This is a genomic window from Myxococcota bacterium (genome assembly GCA_035498015.1).
Lineage (GTDB): Bacteria > Myxococcota_A > UBA9160 > SZUA-336 > SZUA-336 > VGRW01.
The window spans coordinates 1-15,055 of record DATKAO010000178.1 but is presented as its reverse complement, the minus strand read 5'-3'; the positions used below and the strand labels follow the sequence as shown (position 1 = coordinate 15,055).

Sequence of the window (15,055 nt, the reverse complement as noted above, 5' to 3'; positions counted from 1 at the left end):
ACGCTAGCTCTGTGGCGGGACCAGCGACTTCTGCCAGCCGGGCAGCTTGCGGAAGCCGTCGTACCAGCGCGTGATCTCGGGGTAGCCCGCGAGCGGCAAGCTCGCCGCGTCCGCGAACACCAGGCCCGTGGCCACGGCGAAGTCGGCGATCGTGAGTCGGTTGCACGCGAGCCACTGCCGGCCGCGCAGGCTCTGGTTCAGCACGGCCGCCAGCGGGTGGAAGAGCTTCTCGCCGCGTGCGATCTCGGCCGGGTCGGGATCGCCCAGGCCGGCGAGCTTCTTCACCACGCGCTCGAACGCGATCGGCGTCGCGCCGGGCGACCAGTGCGCCGACTCCCAGTTGAGCCAGCGGACCACGTCGGCCTGGCCGCGCGCGTCGGACGGCCACAGCCCGCTCTCGGGCTTCTTCGCCGCGAGATACAAGAGGATCGCGTTCGACTCCCAGAGCACGAAGTCGCCGTCGACCAGTACCGGCATGCGCATGTTGGGGTTGAGCGCGGCGTACGCGGGCGCGCGCTGCTCGCCCTGGAACAGATTCACGAGCTTCTCCTCGACCGTCAGGTCCAGGTGACTCGCGAGGGCGCGCACCTTGAGCGCGCGGGGCGATGGTGGGAACACGTAGAGCTGCATCATGGAGTATCTCCTGGTGTGGGTTGATCAGGCGGCGTAGCGCGAGAGGGCGAAGTCCCAGCCCCGGTCGTAGGCGCCGCGCGGCGCGCCGGGACCGAGGGCCTCGAACCCGCGGTGCTCCAGGGTGACGCGCGTGCCTTCGCCTTCGGCGGCGAAGCGCACCTCGACGGTGGTGTCGGCGCTCCAGCTCGGCTGGCGCCAGGTGAACTCGACGCGCGCCGGCGGCTCGTAGGCCGTGACCCGTCCCACGTCGTGCTCCTCGCCGTCGCTGAAGCGCTCGAAGAAGCGGCCGCCGACGCGGCCTTCGAGAAACAGGTCCTGCGCGCGCTCGCCGCCGAACGACATGCCTTCCTTGAGCGGCCACCAGCGGCCGATGTCGGCGGTGAAGTGGCGGAAGGCCGCCGCTTGCGGGCGCTTCACGAAGATCGACTTCTGGACGATCATTCGTCCTCCTGTGACTCGGCGAAGCGCTGGAACGCGGCCAACGCGCGCTCCCAGCCCAGCGACATGGCCTCGAGATAGTCGCGCGCCTCGTCGAGCGGCGCGGAGTCCTCGGCGCGCTGGTACAGCACCTCGCGGCCCTGCGGCACCGCCTTCACCAAGCCCGCGCCCTGCAGCACGCGCAGGTGCTTGGCCACCGCGGGCCGCGACATGGGCAGGCCGCGCGACAGGTCGGTGGCGCGCACCGGCCCGCGCCCCACGCGCTCGATCAGCGCGCGCCGGGTCGGGTCGGCCAGCGCGTGCAGGGTGCGGTCGAGGCGGGCGGCCTGGGCCATCTCCGTCTTGTAACCCGATGGTTACACAAAGTCAAATCCAGAACAGTCTAGCTCGGATTAGAGCCACCCTCCGATCGGAGTACACTGAGCGCATGGCGGGCACGGTCCTGATCACCGGCGGCAACTCCGGCATCGGTCTCGAGGCGGCGCGGGCGCTGGCGCGCGACGGCTGGCGGGTCTTGATCGCGAGCCGCAACCGCGCGGCGTCGGACGCGGCGGCGCGCGACATCGGCGGCGCGGTCGAAGTGCTCGACCTCGACCTGTCCGAGTTCGGCTCGGTGCGCGCGCTCGCGCAGAGCATCGAGTCCGCCGACGTGCCGCTCGACGCGCTGGTGTGCAACGCGGGCATCCAGTTCATGAAGGGCCCCCGCCTCTCGAGCGAAGGCTTCGAGCTCACGATCGCCGCGAATCACCTGGGTCACTTCCTGCTCACCAACCTGTTGCTCGAGCGGCTGGGCAAGCGCGCGCCGACGCGCATCGTGGTGGTGGCGTCGGGCGTGCACGACCCGGCCATGAAGACCGGCCTGCCGCACCCGGCGATCGACGACTTCGAGACACTCGCGCGCACCGGCGGCCCGAAGAAGGGCGAGTTCAACGGCCTCCTGGCCTACGTGAACAGCAAGCTGTGCAACGTGTGGTTCGCCTACGAGCTGGCGCGGCGCATCGATCCGGCGCGCATCACGGTGAACGCCTGGGAGCCGGGTCTGGTGCCGGGCTCGGGACTGGCGCGCGACTACCACCCGGCGCTGCAGTTCCTGTGGCATCGGGTCGCGCCGGGGCTCGCGGCTGCGATCCACCCCTTCTATCCAGGAGTCAGCACCAAGCGCAGGTCGGGCGAGGCGCTGGCGCGCATGGTCACCGACCCGGCGCTCGCGGGAGTCACCGGGAAGTATTTCCCGTCGCACACCCGCTGGAGCGCGGCAGCGTCCTCGAAGGAGTCCTACGACGCCGAGCGCGCGCGCGCGCTGTGGGACGCGAGCGTGCGACTCACTCGCCTCTGAGTCAGCGCCGCGGCCCAGAGCGCCAGCCCGGGTCGCGGGCTCGGGCACGCGCACGTCGAGTGTGTAGCCGACCGGGTTTGCGCCCCTCTGCTGGATCCAGAGCGTGTAAGCCGCGCCCGGCAGCGAAATCCCTTCCGGTCGGTCAGGCTACGCGCGCACCGGACGCTCGGGGCATACTTCGCGGCCGTGCCCCGCCTGCGCATGACGCTCGAGTACGACGGCACCGACTTCGCGGGCTTCCAGCTCCAGCCCGACGCGCGCACCGTGCAGGGCGTGGTCGAGGCGGCGATCGCCGAGATCACGCGCGAACAGCGCCGCTTGATTCCGGCGGGGCGGACCGACGCAGGCGTGCACGCGCGCGGCCAGGTCGCGCACTTCGACTCGGACACGCGACTTTCGCCTCCCGATCTCCAGCGCAGCCTGAACGCCGTGCTGCCCCGCGACGTGGCCGTGCTCCAGCTCGCGGATGCCCGGCCCGACTTCGACGCGCGGCGCGATGCGCGCGCCAAGCTCTACGTGTACCGGATCCTGAACCGGCCCGAGCCGAGCCCGCTGCGCGCCCGCACGCACCTGCACCTGCGCGCACCGCTCGACCTGGCCGCCATGGCGGAGGCCGCGAAGTCACTTCTCGGAAGCCACGACTTCAGCGCCTTCCGGGGCGCCCCGGGCGGGGTTCCCGAAGACGAGAGCCCGCGCCGTAGCCTCGATCGGCTCGAGCTGGTCGGGCGCGGCGACGAGATCTCGATCGAGGCGGAAGGGCGGAGCTTCCTGCGCCACATGGTGCGGAACATCGCCGGAACGCTGGTCGAGGTGGGGCAGGGGCGGCGGCCCCCCAGCGAGGTCGCCGAGGTGCTGGCCTCGCGCGACCGGGCCCGCGCCGGCCCGACGGCAGCGGCCCACGGCCTCTGCCTCGAGCGCGTCTCCTACGACCCCGAGCCCGGGAGTTGACCCCGGGCAGCGGTTCAGATATCCCAATGCCCGCCTTTCCCCTTCCTTTGCGAGAGGTCCGTCTTGCCGAACCCGAAGAACCCCACCCGCAGCATCTCGGAGGCCGAGGTCTCGCGGCACTGGTTCATCGCCGACGCCAGCGACAAGGTGCTGGGCCGCTTCGCGTCGCGGGTCGCCACGATCCTGCGCGGCAAGCACAAGCCGACCTTCACGCCGCATGTCGACGGCGGCGACTTCGTGGTGGTCGTGAACGCGAACCGGGTGCGACTCACTGGCCGCAAGCTCGACAAGAAGGAATACATCCGGCACTCCGGCTACCCCGGCGGCCTGCGCACCGACAGCGCGCGCTACCTCATCGAGAGACACCCCGACCGCGTCGTGCGCGCGGCGGTGAAGGGCATGCTGCCCAAAGGCCCGCTCGGCCGGCGCATGCTCAGCAAGCTCAAGATCTATCCGGGTGCCGAGCACCCGCACGCCGCGCAGAAGCCGACGGCGCTGGAGTTCACCCGATGACCATGGTCCGACAGGCCGCGCGCTTCTACGCCACCGGCCGCCGCAAGACTTCGACGGCGCGCGTGTTCCTGCGCCTGGGCACGGGCGCGGTGCAGATCAACGGCCGCAACGCCGAGGACTACTTCCCGCGCGAGATCCTGCGCCTCCACATGCTCGAGCCGCTGCGCACGATCGACCGGGTCGGGAACTTCGACCTCTACGTGACCGTGAAGGGCGGCGGCGACAACGGCCAGGCCGGCGCCATCCGCCACGGCCTCGCGCGCGCGCTCGAGAAGTACGACTCGGCGCTGCGCCCGCAGCTGAAGAAGGCGGGCTTCCTCACGCGCGACGCGCGCGAGAAGGAGCGCAAGAAGTACGGTCAGCGCGGCGCGCGAGCGCGGTTCCAGTACTCCAAACGTTGATCACCGCGATCATCCCGGCGAGATACGCGTCGACGCGTTTCCCCGGGAAGCCGCTCTTCCCGCTGCTGGGGAAGCCCATGATCCTGCACGTCGCGGAGCGCGTGTCCGCGGCCGTGAAGGCGGGCGTGGTGACTCGCTTCCTGGTCGCGACCGACGACGACCGCATCGCCGCCGCCGTGCGCGGCGCGGGCTTCCCCGTGCGCATGACCCGGCCCGATCACCCCACGGGCACCGACCGGCTGGCCGAGGTCGCGGCGGAGCTCGACGACGAGATCGTGTGCAACATCCAGGGTGACGAGCCGCTGATCGAGGTCGAGACGATCGCGGCGCTGGTCGCGCCGCTCGTGGCCGACGCAGCTCTGTGTATGGGCACGCTCAAGACCCCGCTCGACCGGCCCGAGGACCGCTTCGATCCCAACCGCGGCAAGGTCGTGGTCGACGCGCGCGACCGCGCGCTCACCTTCACCCGCCTGCCGATCATCGCCGACGTGCCGGCGGGCCAGGGCTACTTCAACCGCGCGAAGGTCGAGGCCGAGCACGCGCGCCGGCCGCTCACGGTCTGGAGCGACATCGGCGTGTACGCGTACCGGCGCGAGTTCCTGCTGCGCTACGCAAAGCTGCCGCGCACGCCGTTCGAGCAGTCGGAGCGGCTCGAGCAGCTGCGCGCGCTCGAGTCGGGCTTCGAGATCGGCGTGCCGACCGTGGCGCACCGCGCGCTCGAGGTCGACACGCCCGAAGACGTGGCGCGCGTCGAGGCGGTGCTGCGCGGCGAGTGACTCGCGCTCAGACCTTCGGGGCGGGCGCGGGGGTCGGCTTGGGCATGGCCAGGGTCGACGCGACGGCGTTGCTGGGGCCGATCGTGATCTGCCCCTCCACCTTGGCGCCGCGCTCGATCACGATGCCCTCGGTCTTCATGTCGCCGTAGACGCGCGCGGTCTTGCGCAGGGTGATCTCGGAGCGCGCCTCGATGTCGCCGTGCACCTCGCCGTCGATCAGCACCGACTCGGCGCGGATGCGCGCGGTCACCTTGCCGCTCGTGCCGATCGTGACCGCGGCCGTGCAGTCCAGGTCACCCTCGATCGAGCCGTCGATGTGCACCGCCTTGTTGAGCTTGAGCGAGCCCGTGAACTGCGAGCTCTCGTCGAAGTAGGTGCCCACGTGCGCCGGCGCGGCCGGGCGGACGTCCATCGTGGTCGTGCCCGCCGGGAGCGCCTTCGCCATGGCCGAGCCCTTGCTCTGTCTTCCGAACATGCTGGTCGTCCTTTCCTGGGGACGGGTCGTGGTCCCGATCGACCGTTTGGAAAGGGCGCTTGAGCTGGCCCCATCGACCGGGCGAGCCCTGGACCTGTCGCGCCAGGCGCCTGTCGGCGCAAAGTCTGGGACATGAAGACCGTGCACCGGGTCTGTCCCTTCTGTGAGGCGACGTGCGGGCTCGAGATCGAGGTCGACGGCGGGCGCGTGACTCGCGTGCGCGGCGACCGGCGCGATCCGTTCTCGCGCGGCTTCGTGTGTCCCAAGGCGGTCGGGGTCAAGGATCTGTACCACGACCCCGACCGGCTGCGGCGGCCGCTGCGGCGCACGGCGAGCGGCTGGGAGGAGATCTCCTGGCAGGCGGCGTTCGACTTCGTGGGCGAGCGGCTGGCGGCGGTGCGCAAGGCGCACGGCAACGACGCCGTCGGCATGTACACCGGGAACCCGGTCGTGCACGACCTGGGCGCGCTCGCCTACCGGCCCGTGCTGGCGCAGGCGCTGGCCTCGAAGAGTCTCTTCAACTCGGCCGCGATCGACACACTGCCGAAGATCGTGCAGACGGGGCTCATGTTCGGGCGGCCGTTCCCGCTGGCGGTGCCCGTGCCCGACATCGACCGCACGCAGTATCTGCTGGTGATCGGCGCGAACCCGATGGTGTCTCACGGGAGCCTGATGACCATGCCCGACGCGCCGGCGCGCTTGCGCGGCGTGATGGAGCGCGGCGGAAAGCTGGTGGTGATCGATCCGCGCCGCAGCGAGACCGCCAAGCTGGCCAGCGAGCACCACTTCATCCGGCCCGGCGCCGACGCGGCGTTCCTGCTGGCGCTCGTGCACACCTTGTTCGAGGAGGGGCGGGTCGACCTGGGTGCCGCGGCGGGGCGCGTGAACGGCCTCGACGAGCTGCGCGCCGTGGCGCGCGAGCTCGCGCCCGAAGCCGTGGCGAGTCACTGCGGGATCGCCGCGCCGGTCATCCGGCGGATCGCGCGCGAGCTGGCCGCGGCCGAGTCGGCGGCCTGCTACGGGCGGCTCGGCACGTGCGTGCAGGAGTTCGGCACGCTCGCGAGCTGGGGCGTCGACCTGGTCAACATCCTCACGGGCAACCTCGACCGGCCCGGCGGCGCCATGTTCACCACGCCGGCGGCGCCGCTCGATGCGGCGCTCCCGCAGCGCCCGTTCACCATGGGGCGCTTCCGCAGCCGGGTGAGTGGCCAGCCCGAGGTCGAAGGGCTGATCCCGTCGTCGGCCATGGCCGAGGAGATGCTCACGCCGGGCCCGGGGCAGGTGCGCGCGATGATCCTGCTCATGCCCAACCCGCTGCGCAGCGCGGCGAACTCGGCCGAGCTCGAGCGCGCCTTCGCCGGGCTCGAGTTCCTGGTCGCGATCGACTTCTACCTGAACGAGACCACGCGCCACGCGCACGTGATCCTGCCCGCGCCGGCGGCGGCCGAGCAGCCGGGCTACGAGCTCGGGCTGTATCTCCTGTCGGTGCGCAACGTGGCGAAGTGGTCGGATCCGATCCGCCCGCCCGACGGCGAGACACCCGAGACCTGGCAGGTGTTCTCGGAGATCGGCGCGCGCCTGCTCGGCGTGAGTCACCTGCCGCGCCAGGCCGTCGACGACCTGATCTTCCGCCGCTACGCCGAGGGCGCCGTCGCCTCGAGCCCGCGCTGGGCGGGACTCACGGTCGACGAGGTGTGCGCGAAGGTCGACGGCGGCATCGGCCCGGCGCGCATGGTCGACCTGTTGCTGCGCGTGGGCCCCTACGGCGACGGGTTCGGCCGCAATCCCGGCGGACTCACGCTCGCCAGGCTGCGCACGCACGAGCACGGCCTCGACCTGGGCCCGCTCGAGCCGCGGCTGTCGGAAGTGATTCGCACCGAGAGCGGGAAGATCGAGCTCGCGCCGCAGCTCATGCTCGACGACCTGCCGCGCCTGCGCGCGCGCATGGCCCGCTCCCAGCCGGGTCTGGTGCTGATCGGCCGGCGCGACCTGCGCGGCAGCAACTCGTTCATGCACAACCTGCCGTCGCTGGTGAAGGGCAAGGACCGCTGCACGCTGCACGTCTCGCCCGAGGACGCCGCGCAGGCCGGCCTCGCGCACGGCGGCCGCGCGCGAGTCACGAGCCGCGTTGGCAGCGTGATCGCACCGGTCGAAGTCACCGACGACCTCATGCCCGGCGTCGTGAGTCTGCCCCACGGCTGGGGCCACGACGCGGCCGGCGCCCGCCTGCGCGTCGCCCGCAAGCACGCCGGCGTGAACACGAACCTGCTGACCGACAACCAGGCCTACGACAGCGCCAGCGGCACGGCGGTCCTGTTCGGCACGCCGGTGACGCTGGAGCCCGCGAACTCCAGCTGAGCGGCGTCGTATCCTTCGGGCCGTGGCAGACGCGATTCCCACGCCCGAGTCGATCGACGCGAGCTTCTTGACCGAGCTCTTGCAGCGAAACGGCCATCCGCGCGCGCGCGTGGCCTCGTTCACCACCGAGCGCGTGGGCACGGGCCAGATCGGGAAGTGCATCCGCTTCCGGCTCGAGCTCGCGGGCGAGGTCGACGGCGCGCCGCGCTCGCTCGTGGGCAAGTTCCCGTCCGACGATCCGCTCTCGCGCGCCACCGGCGAGGGGCTCGGGAACTATCACCGCGAGGTGATGTTCTACCAGGAGCTCGCGAAGCGCCTGCCGGTCCGCACCCCGCGCTGCTACTTCGCCGAGATCCGCGGGCGCGGAAGTGACTTCGCGATCCTGCTCGAGGACATGGCGCCGGCCCAGGCGGGGAACCAGCTCGCCGGCTGCTCGCTGCCCGTCGCGCGCGCGGCGGTGCGCGAGCTCGTGAAGCTGCACGCGCCCACCTGGCAGGACCGCTCGCTGTGCGGGCGTGACTGGATCGAGGAGCGCACGCCCGAGAAGGCCGCGGGCTGGCAGAAGATGTATCGCGACAGCCTCGCGCCGTTCTTCGCGCGCTTCGAGCCGGTGCTGGCGAGCGACGAGCGCGAGATCATCGCGCGAGTGGCCGACTCGAAGGGCCCGCCGTTCGCGTACCCCGCCGAGCCGTGGGCGCTGGTGCACATCGACTTCCGGCTCGACAACCTGCTGATCGACGAGACGGTGACTCCGCCGCGCGTGGCGGTGGTCGACTGGCAGAGCATGGTGCTCCAGTCACCGCTCTCCGACCTGGCGTACTTCCTGGGCGCGTCGCTCCTGCCCGAGGTGCGGCGCCCGGCCGAGCGCGACCTGGTGCGCGAGTACCACGACGGGCTCGTGGCGGCGGGCGTGCGCGGCTACGACTTCGCACACTGCTGGGACGACTACCGGCGCGGCGCGTTCGCGGGCTTCTCGGTCACCGTGATCGCGTCGGTGATCGTGCAGGAGACCCCGCGCGGCAACGAGATGTTCACCGCCATGGCGCGCCGTCACGCGCGGCACGCGCTCGATCTGGACGCCGCGGAGTTCCTGTGAGCCCGCTCGAGTCCGACCGGCCGCTGATCGTGTACGTCGACTTCAAGAGCCCGTACGCCTACGTCGCCGTCGCGCCGACCTTCGAGCTGGCCGAAGAGCTCGGGATCGCCATCGACTGGCGGCCGCTCACGCTCGACATCCCGTCGTTCGGCGGCTCCGCGCGGCTCGCGGCCGACGGCAAGCGGGTCGCCGAGGCGAAGCGCAGCCCTGCGCAGTGGTCGATGATCAAGTACGCGTACCTGGACGCGCGCCGCTACGGGGCGCTGCTCGGACTCACCGTGCGCGGCACGGTGAAGATCTGGGACACCACGCTTGCGGGCATGGGGCTGCTCTGGGCGAAGCGACAGAGTGACTCCCTGCTGCGCCGCTACCTTGCGCTGACTTACGACCGGTTCTGGAAGCGCGCGCTCGACGTCGAAGACGTGGCGGTCGTGGAGGGCGTGCTGCGCGAGGCCGGCGCCGACGTGACCGGCTTCCGCGCGCACGTCGCGGGCGAGGAGCGCGCGCGCTACGAGGCGTGGCAGCAGGAGATCTTCGACGCCGGTATCTTCGGCGTGCCCGGCTACGTGGTCGAGGGCGAGTACTTCTGGGGCCGGGAGCACCTGCCGCGCATCCGCTGGATCCTGGCCGGCCGCAAGGGCGCGGCGCCGGACGTGGCCTACCGGCACTTCGCATGAGCGCGCGAGTCACCGTTTGCGTCGACTTCAAGAGCCCGCACGCCTGGCTCGCGATCGCGCCCACGCGCGCCCTGGAGGCGCGGCTCGGCGAGCGCTTCGACTGGCGGCCGCGCAGCGTATTGCCGCTGCCGCGCCCCGCGCCGCTCGGCCCCCACGCCACGCGCGGCGAGCGCCACCGCGCGGTCCGCGCCGCCTACTGGGAGCGCGACCTCGCGCGCTACGCCGAGTCACAGGGCCTGCACCTGCGCGACCCGTACCGCGAGGTCGACGCCGTGCGCCCCTCGCTCGCGCTCCTGTTCCTGCGCGAGCGCGCGCCCGAGCGCGCCGGTGAGCTCGTGGCGGGTGCGTTCGAGGCGATCTGGCAGCACGACGCAGCGCAGGCACCGCTCGAGTCTCTCGGCCCCGGCTTCGAAGACTGGGCGCGCAAGGACGGCCCCGAGGCGCTGGCCGCGAACGAGGCCGAGCTCGAGGAGCTGGGCGTGTGGAACGTGCCCGCGTATCTGGTGGGCGGCGAGCTGTTCATGGGCCGCCAGCACCTGCCCATGGTGGAGTGGCTCGTGCGCGGCCGCGCCGGGCCAGCCCCGATCTGAGTTCCGAACCCCAAGGAGTCACCCATGCCGCAGATGAACGAGCTCGGCTTCTACACCCTGGCGGGACAGCCCAAGTCGCCGCGCGAGCTGCTCGACGAGGTGAAGCACGCCGAGGCGCTCGGGATCGGCGCGTGCTTCATCTCGGAGCGCTTCAACATCAAGGAGGCCGCGACGCTCTCGGGCGCGGTCGGCGCCGTGTCGAGCACGATCGGCATCGCGACCGCCGCCACGAATCACAACACGCGCCACCCCATGGTCACGGCCTCGTACGCGATGACCATGCACCGGCTCACGAACGGCCGCTTCTCGCTCGGCCTGGGCCGCGGCATCAAGCCCATGTTCCAGATGTACGGCTTGCCGCAGATCACGACCGCGCAGGTCGAGGACTTCGTCGGGCTGATGCGCCGGCTCTTCCGCGGCGAGGCGGTGATGGGTCACGACGGCCCGGCCGGGAAGTACCCGCTGCTCGCGCTCGGCCCCGACTACGCGGGCGAGATCCCGTTCACCTGGGTCGCATTCGGCCCCCACTCACTCGCGCTGGGCGGGCGGGTCATGGACGCGGTGGTGCTCCACACCTTCTTCACCGACGAGACCACGGCCCGCTGCGTGCGCGAGGTGAAGCAGGCCGCCGAGCGCGCCGGGCGCGACCCCGCGAAGGTGCGCGTGTGGTCGTGCTTCGCGACGATCGGCGATCACCTGCCCGAGCCGCTGCGGCTCAAGAAGACCGTGGGCCGCATGGCGACCTATCTCCAGGCCTACGGTGACTTGCTGGTGAAGACCAACCGCTGGGACCCCAAGGTGCTGGCGCGCTTCCGCGCCGACCCGCTGGCAGGCAAGTTCCCCGGCGCGATCGACGCGCGCGCGACGACCGAGCAGCTCGAGCAGATCGCGAAGCTGATTCCCGACGAGTGGCTCGCGCCCGCGGCGACCGGCTCTCCCGCGCGCTGCGTGGCCAAGATCCGCGAGCAGCTCGCCCTGGGCTGCGACGGCGTGATCCTGCACGGCGCGAGCCCCACGGACCTGGAGCCGATCGTGCGCGAGTACGCGAAGACGCGTCCGGTCGGGAAGTTCGATCACCTGGCGGCGAATCCGGCGCGCTGAGCGCGGGTAGGGTGCCCGCGCGATCATCGGAACACTGTCGGAATCGGCGATACTCGATCGTCCTTCGGTGGATCACTCGAGGCGAGGTCCGGACATGCTCTACGCGATCATCTGCTACGGGGCCGAGGCCAAGGTGCGCTCGCTCGACCGGAAAGCCGACGACGCGCTCATGGAGAAGCTCGGCAAGGTGCACGAGAAGCTCGTGCACGCGAAGAAGCTCGGTCCGCACTTCCGGCTCATGACCACCGGCACCGCCAAGACCGTGCGCGCGGGCGAGCCGCAGGTGTTCGATGGACCGTTCGCCGAGACCAAGGAGGCCCTGCTGGGCCTGTATCTCGTGGATTGTCCGTCGCTCGACGACGCGCTCGCGACCGCGCGCGAGCTCGAGGTGGAGCGCATTCGTGCCGGGGTGGGCGGCACGCTCGAGGTGCGGCCGCTCCTGTCCTACTTCGAGGGAACGGCCTTGTGATCGACGACGCGTGGCTCGAGTCCGCGCTGGCTGCGGCGCGTCCTCAAGCCATGGGCGCGTTGCTGCGCTACTTCCGCGACCTCGACGCCGCCGAGGAGGCCTTCCAGGAAGCCTGCCTGCGCGCGTTGCAGCGCTGGCCGCAAGAGGGCCCGCCGCGCAGTCCCGCGGCCTGGCTGATCCAGGTCGGGCGGAACGCCGAGCTCGACCAGGTGCGCCGGCGCGCGCGCAACCGCGAGTTGCCGTCCGAGGAGCTGCTGTCGAACCTGGAGGACGCCGAGGCCGCGCTGGCCGTGGGCCTCGCCGCGAGTCACTACCGCGACGACATCCTGCGACTGCTGTTCATCTGCTGCCATCCCGATCTGCCGGCGACCCAGCAGATCGCCGTCGCGCTTCGCATCGTCTGCGGTCTCTCCGTCGAGCAGATCGCGCGTGCGTTCCTGGTGAGCGAGAGCGCCATGGAGCAGCGCATCACGCGCGCCAAGCGACGGGTCGCATCGGCGGACGTGCCGTTCGAGACGCCGGGCGCCCCGGAGCGGGCGGAGCGCCTCGCGGCGGTCGCCGCCATGATCTACCTGATCTTCAACGAAGGCTATTCGGCGAACAGCGGCGAGGCGCCCCTGCGCGCGCCGTTCTGCGACGAGGCGATCCGCCTCGCGCGGCTCCTGCTGCGGCTCTTCCAGGACGAGCCCGAGATCATGGGCCTCCTCGCCCTGTTTCTCCTCCAGCATGCACGCGCCGCCGCGCGCCTCGACGCCGAGGGCGGGATCGTGTTGCTCGAAGATCAGGATCGCAGCCTCTGGAACGCCCAGCTGATCGCCGAAGGACTCGCGCTGATCGACAAGGCGGTCCGACACCGGCGCCGCGGCCCCTATCAGGTGCAGGCGGCGATTGCAGCGCTGCATGCACAAGCCGCGCGACCCGAGGACACCGATTGGGTCCAGATCGATCTGCTCTACGCGGCGCTCGAGACGTTGCAGCCGTCACCGGTCGTCACCCTCAACCGGGCCGTCGCCGTCTCCAAGGTGAGGGGTCCCGCGGCCGCGCTGGAGATGATCGAGCCCCTCGCACCGCGGCTCGGCCACTACTTCCATTTCTTCGGCGTGAAGGGCGCGTTGTTGCTGCAGCTCGGGCGCAAGGAGGAGGCGCGGGTCGCTTTCGACCAGGCCATCGCCCTCGCCAACACGGCCGCGGAAGCCGCCCACATCCGGATGCATCTCGACCGCCTGATCCAGGAGAGTGCCGCGCGCGGCGACGCCGAGGACTCGAGGCAGATCACGCACGGGAGGGAGTCATGCTGAGGAACATTGCGATCGTCGTGGTCGTCTTGCTGGCCGCGATCCTCGTCTTCGCCGCGACGAAGCCGGACACCTTCCGGGTCCAGCGCTCGACGCGCATCCACGCGCCGCCGGAGAAGATCTTCCCGCTCATCAACGACTATCACCAATGGAGTGCCTGGTCGCCCTACGAGAAGATGGATCCCACCATGAAGCGCACCTACAGCGGGGCTGCCAGCGGCCAGGGCGCCGTGTACGAGTGGGCGGGCGAAGGCGCGGCCGGTGCAGGGCGCATGGAGATCATCGAGTCCGCACCGTCTTCCAAGGTCGGCATCAAGCTCGACTTCAGCAAGCCCTTCGAGACCCACAACCTCGTCGCGTTCACGCTCCAGCCTCAGGGAGACACGACGACCGTGACGTGGGACATGCAGGGGCCTGCGCCCTTTCTCTCGAAGCTCATGCAGGTGTTCTTCAGCATGGACAGCATGGTCGGCAAGGACTTCGAGACCGGCCTCGCGGACATGAAGGCTGCTGCGGAGAAGTAGGCGATGCAGCTGCCGAAGCTCGATGACTTCTGCTCAGGCGAGGCTCTATCCCGGATCTCCGGGACCGCCTAGGCAGGTCTCTGGGAAGGCTGTCCGAGCGGCCGAGACCGTGCGGCTTGCGCCTCTGCGAGGCCATAGCCCGCGGAGACGATGTCGTCCGGATAGGCGAGGCCCGATCGGCTTCGACGACGGAGAGCGTCCCAGGAGACACTCCGCGAGGTCGTCGCCCTGCGAGATGCAGGAGCGACGCGACCGCGTAGTTTGGGAGGGCAAGACCGAACACGACTCGCGGCGCATCGAGCCAACGCGAGTCGAAGAGTCTGGCGGAGTTCGACACACTACGGCTCGAGTCGATACGCTCTGGCGATGACAGAGGTTCGGGTCAGGCCGCAAGGAACCCGGAAGGGCAGAAGCTGCCCCTGCACTGCAATGAACGCGAGACGTTGCTCGTCCTCACGGCGGGATGGGAAGCGCCGCGACGCGCCAGCACCCGTCCCGTGAGATCGATCGTGCCCTCTGTGCGTGGGCACGATCGATGCTAGGAGCAAGGGTCAGGGGCGATTCGCGAGGAGGGATCGACGTGCGATGGATCCAGCTGATCGTACCGGTCGATGTCGCGGACAACGTAAGGACGTCCCTGAGTCGGTTGCGGCTCGGCAGCCTCGTCACGGGCAATGCCGGTCTGGCGGGGCCCGGCTTCAGCCACAAGAAGTGGTACCGAGGCCTCTCCTACGTGGCCGACTCCGCATGCGTGCGGCTCGAGTTCGCCGTCGACGACGAACGTGTGGACGACGCGCTCAAGGCCGCAGCCGACGCCATCGAGAGCAGCCCAGGCGCGGAGCTGGTGGTGGTGGTCACGAAGGTCGACGACGTGGTTCGGATCCGAAGCGGTCCCTGCGGGGTCCACATGTCGTGACCGCTGCCCACGCGGGGTAGAGTCCGCTCGAACCCGAGTTGCGCCCCGCGAGGCCACGATGACGTCTGCTCCTGCTGTGAGCCCCTCGGCCGATCCCGGCGAAGAGATCCTCGACTTCACGCGCCCCGAGTTCCGGCGCGACCCCGTTCCGACCTACCACCGCCTCCGCGAGACCGCACCGATCTGCACCATCGAGCGCGGCGTGTTCCGCTTCACGGTGCTGACGCGCCACGCGGACATCGCGGCGGTGCTGCGCGACCCGCGCATGTCGGTGGATCGCTCCTTCCAGCCGAAGCCGATCGCCGACGACGGCGTCGATCCCGCGAAGCTGCATCCGCTCGCACGTGCGCTCCGGGCCCTCTCGCGCATCATGCTCTTCCGCGACCCGCCGGATCACACGCGGCTGCGCGGGCTCGTCAACAAGGCGTTCACGCCGCGCATGGTCGAGGCGCTGCGGCCTCGCATCCAGACCCTGGTGGACGAGTTGCTCGCGAAGCCCCTCACCGACG

General features: G+C 70.8%; 19 protein-coding genes. 15 read left to right on the top strand and 4 right to left on the bottom strand.

The window, feature by feature from the left end:
- Window positions 1-3: 3 nt before the first annotated feature.
- The 3 genes from VMR86_15850 to VMR86_15840 are packed head-to-tail and all read right to left on the bottom strand — an operon-like array spanning window position 4 to window position 1,406.
- Window positions 4-633 (bottom strand): glutathione S-transferase family protein, encoded by a 630-nt coding sequence (locus VMR86_15850; protein HTO08521.1) that lies wholly within the window; start codon window positions 631-633, stop codon window positions 4-6.
- A gap of 24 nt (window positions 634-657) precedes the next feature.
- On the bottom strand, window positions 658-1,074 hold the full coding sequence (locus VMR86_15845) for an SRPBCC domain-containing protein (GenBank protein HTO08520.1): 417 nt from the start codon (window positions 1,072-1,074) through the stop codon (window positions 658-660).
- Window positions 1,071-1,406, bottom strand: coding sequence for a metalloregulator ArsR/SmtB family transcription factor (locus tag VMR86_15840; protein HTO08519.1), 336 nt, complete (start codon window positions 1,404-1,406; stop codon window positions 1,071-1,073). The genes VMR86_15845 and VMR86_15840 overlap by 4 nt, the downstream gene beginning before the upstream one ends.
- Window positions 1,407-1,498: 92 nt before the next feature.
- Here VMR86_15840 and VMR86_15835 point away from each other — a divergent pair, with 92 nt between their 5' ends.
- The 5 genes from VMR86_15835 (at window position 1,499) to kdsB (ending at window position 5,045) form a co-directional block, all read left to right on the top strand.
- Window positions 1,499-2,407: an SDR family NAD(P)-dependent oxidoreductase gene (locus VMR86_15835; protein ID HTO08518.1), complete on the top strand. Its 909-nt coding sequence runs from the start codon at window positions 1,499-1,501 to the stop codon at window positions 2,405-2,407.
- 186 nt (window positions 2,408-2,593) lie between these two features.
- Window positions 2,594-3,355 carry a tRNA pseudouridine(38-40) synthase TruA gene (gene truA, locus VMR86_15830; GenBank protein HTO08517.1) on the top strand — a complete coding sequence of 254 codons (762 nt, stop codon included), beginning with the start codon at window positions 2,594-2,596 and terminating at the stop codon, window positions 3,353-3,355.
- A gap of 63 nt (window positions 3,356-3,418) precedes the next feature.
- Complete coding sequence (gene rplM, locus VMR86_15825; protein HTO08516.1) at window positions 3,419-3,868, top strand: 50S ribosomal protein L13; 450 nt, start codon at window positions 3,419-3,421, stop codon at window positions 3,866-3,868.
- Window positions 3,869-3,870: 2 nt separating this feature from the next.
- Entirely contained in the window at window positions 3,871-4,269 is a 399-nt protein-coding gene (gene rpsI / locus VMR86_15820; protein ID HTO08515.1) for a 30S ribosomal protein S9, read from the top strand.
- The gene (gene kdsB / locus VMR86_15815) at window positions 4,266-5,045 is read left to right on the top strand and encodes a 3-deoxy-manno-octulosonate cytidylyltransferase (GenBank protein ID HTO08514.1); all 780 of its coding nucleotides are present in this window, start codon (window positions 4,266-4,268) and stop codon (window positions 5,043-5,045) included. The genes rpsI and kdsB overlap by 4 nt, the downstream gene beginning before the upstream one ends.
- Before the next feature lie 7 nt (window positions 5,046-5,052).
- Here the strand turns inward: kdsB and VMR86_15810 are convergent, their stop codons facing one another.
- Window positions 5,053-5,520, bottom strand: a complete 468-nt coding sequence (locus VMR86_15810; GenBank protein HTO08513.1) for a polymer-forming cytoskeletal protein — start codon at window positions 5,518-5,520, stop codon at window positions 5,053-5,055.
- A gap of 132 nt (window positions 5,521-5,652) precedes the next feature.
- Between VMR86_15810 and VMR86_15805 the strand changes: the two genes are divergently transcribed.
- From VMR86_15805 to VMR86_15760, 10 genes are all read left to right on the top strand, one after another.
- On the top strand, window positions 5,653-7,878 hold the full coding sequence (locus tag VMR86_15805) for a molybdopterin-dependent oxidoreductase (protein ID HTO08512.1): 2,226 nt from the start codon (window positions 5,653-5,655) through the stop codon (window positions 7,876-7,878).
- A gap of 22 nt (window positions 7,879-7,900) precedes the next feature.
- Entirely contained in the window at window positions 7,901-8,974 is a 1,074-nt protein-coding gene (locus tag VMR86_15800; protein ID HTO08511.1) for a phosphotransferase, read from the top strand.
- On the top strand, window positions 8,971-9,651 hold the full coding sequence (locus tag VMR86_15795) for a DsbA family protein (protein ID HTO08510.1): 681 nt from the start codon (window positions 8,971-8,973) through the stop codon (window positions 9,649-9,651). Before VMR86_15800 ends, VMR86_15795 begins: the two co-directional genes overlap by 4 nt.
- Window positions 9,648-10,241, top strand: coding sequence for a DsbA family protein (locus VMR86_15790; protein HTO08509.1), 594 nt, complete (start codon window positions 9,648-9,650; stop codon window positions 10,239-10,241). Before VMR86_15795 ends, VMR86_15790 begins: the two co-directional genes overlap by 4 nt.
- Window positions 10,242-10,265: 24 nt before the next feature.
- Window positions 10,266-11,342, top strand: a complete 1,077-nt coding sequence (locus tag VMR86_15785; protein ID HTO08508.1) for a TIGR03857 family LLM class F420-dependent oxidoreductase — start codon at window positions 10,266-10,268, stop codon at window positions 11,340-11,342.
- 94 nt (window positions 11,343-11,436) lie between these two features.
- Window positions 11,437-11,811: a YciI family protein gene (locus tag VMR86_15780; protein HTO08507.1), complete on the top strand. Its 375-nt coding sequence runs from the start codon at window positions 11,437-11,439 to the stop codon at window positions 11,809-11,811.
- Complete coding sequence (locus VMR86_15775; protein ID HTO08506.1) at window positions 11,808-13,109, top strand: RNA polymerase sigma factor; 1,302 nt, start codon at window positions 11,808-11,810, stop codon at window positions 13,107-13,109. Before VMR86_15780 ends, VMR86_15775 begins: the two co-directional genes overlap by 4 nt.
- On the top strand, window positions 13,103-13,630 hold the full coding sequence (locus tag VMR86_15770; GenBank protein ID HTO08505.1) for an SRPBCC family protein: 528 nt from the start codon (window positions 13,103-13,105) through the stop codon (window positions 13,628-13,630). Before VMR86_15775 ends, VMR86_15770 begins: the two co-directional genes overlap by 7 nt.
- Window positions 13,631-14,210: 580 nt before the next feature.
- Window positions 14,211-14,546, top strand: a complete 336-nt coding sequence (locus VMR86_15765) for a hypothetical protein (GenBank protein ID HTO08504.1) — start codon at window positions 14,211-14,213, stop codon at window positions 14,544-14,546.
- Window positions 14,547-14,622: 76 nt separating this feature from the next.
- Window positions 14,623-15,055: cytochrome P450 (locus VMR86_15760; GenBank protein ID HTO08503.1), on the top strand; the 433-nt coding region annotated here is incomplete at its 3' end.

What these genes read in the sequence shown, in the direction of transcription:
- VMR86_15850 (HTO08521.1), bottom strand. Translation starts at nt 633, where the DNA reads ATGATGCAGCTCTACGTGTTCCCACCATCGCCCCGCGCGCTCAAGGTG.
- VMR86_15845 (HTO08520.1), bottom strand. Translation starts at nt 1,074, where the DNA reads ATGATCGTCCAGAAGTCGATCTTCGTGAAGCGCCCGCAAGCGGCGGCC.
- VMR86_15840 (HTO08519.1), bottom strand. Translation starts at nt 1,406, where the DNA reads ATGGCCCAGGCCGCCCGCCTCGACCGCACCCTGCACGCGCTGGCCGAC.
- VMR86_15835 (HTO08518.1), top strand. Translation starts at nt 1,499, where the DNA reads ATGGCGGGCACGGTCCTGATCACCGGCGGCAACTCCGGCATCGGTCTC.
- rpsI (HTO08515.1), top strand. Translation starts at nt 3,871, where the DNA reads ATGGTCCGACAGGCCGCGCGCTTCTACGCCACCGGCCGCCGCAAGACT.
- VMR86_15810 (HTO08513.1), bottom strand. Translation starts at nt 5,520, where the DNA reads ATGTTCGGAAGACAGAGCAAGGGCTCGGCCATGGCGAAGGCGCTCCCG.
- VMR86_15805 (HTO08512.1), top strand. Translation starts at nt 5,653, where the DNA reads ATGAAGACCGTGCACCGGGTCTGTCCCTTCTGTGAGGCGACGTGCGGG.
- VMR86_15790 (HTO08509.1), top strand. Translation starts at nt 9,648, where the DNA reads ATGAGCGCGCGAGTCACCGTTTGCGTCGACTTCAAGAGCCCGCACGCC.
- VMR86_15785 (HTO08508.1), top strand. Translation starts at nt 10,266, where the DNA reads ATGCCGCAGATGAACGAGCTCGGCTTCTACACCCTGGCGGGACAGCCC.
- VMR86_15780 (HTO08507.1), top strand. Translation starts at nt 11,437, where the DNA reads ATGCTCTACGCGATCATCTGCTACGGGGCCGAGGCCAAGGTGCGCTCG.
- VMR86_15770 (HTO08505.1), top strand. Translation starts at nt 13,103, where the DNA reads ATGCTGAGGAACATTGCGATCGTCGTGGTCGTCTTGCTGGCCGCGATC.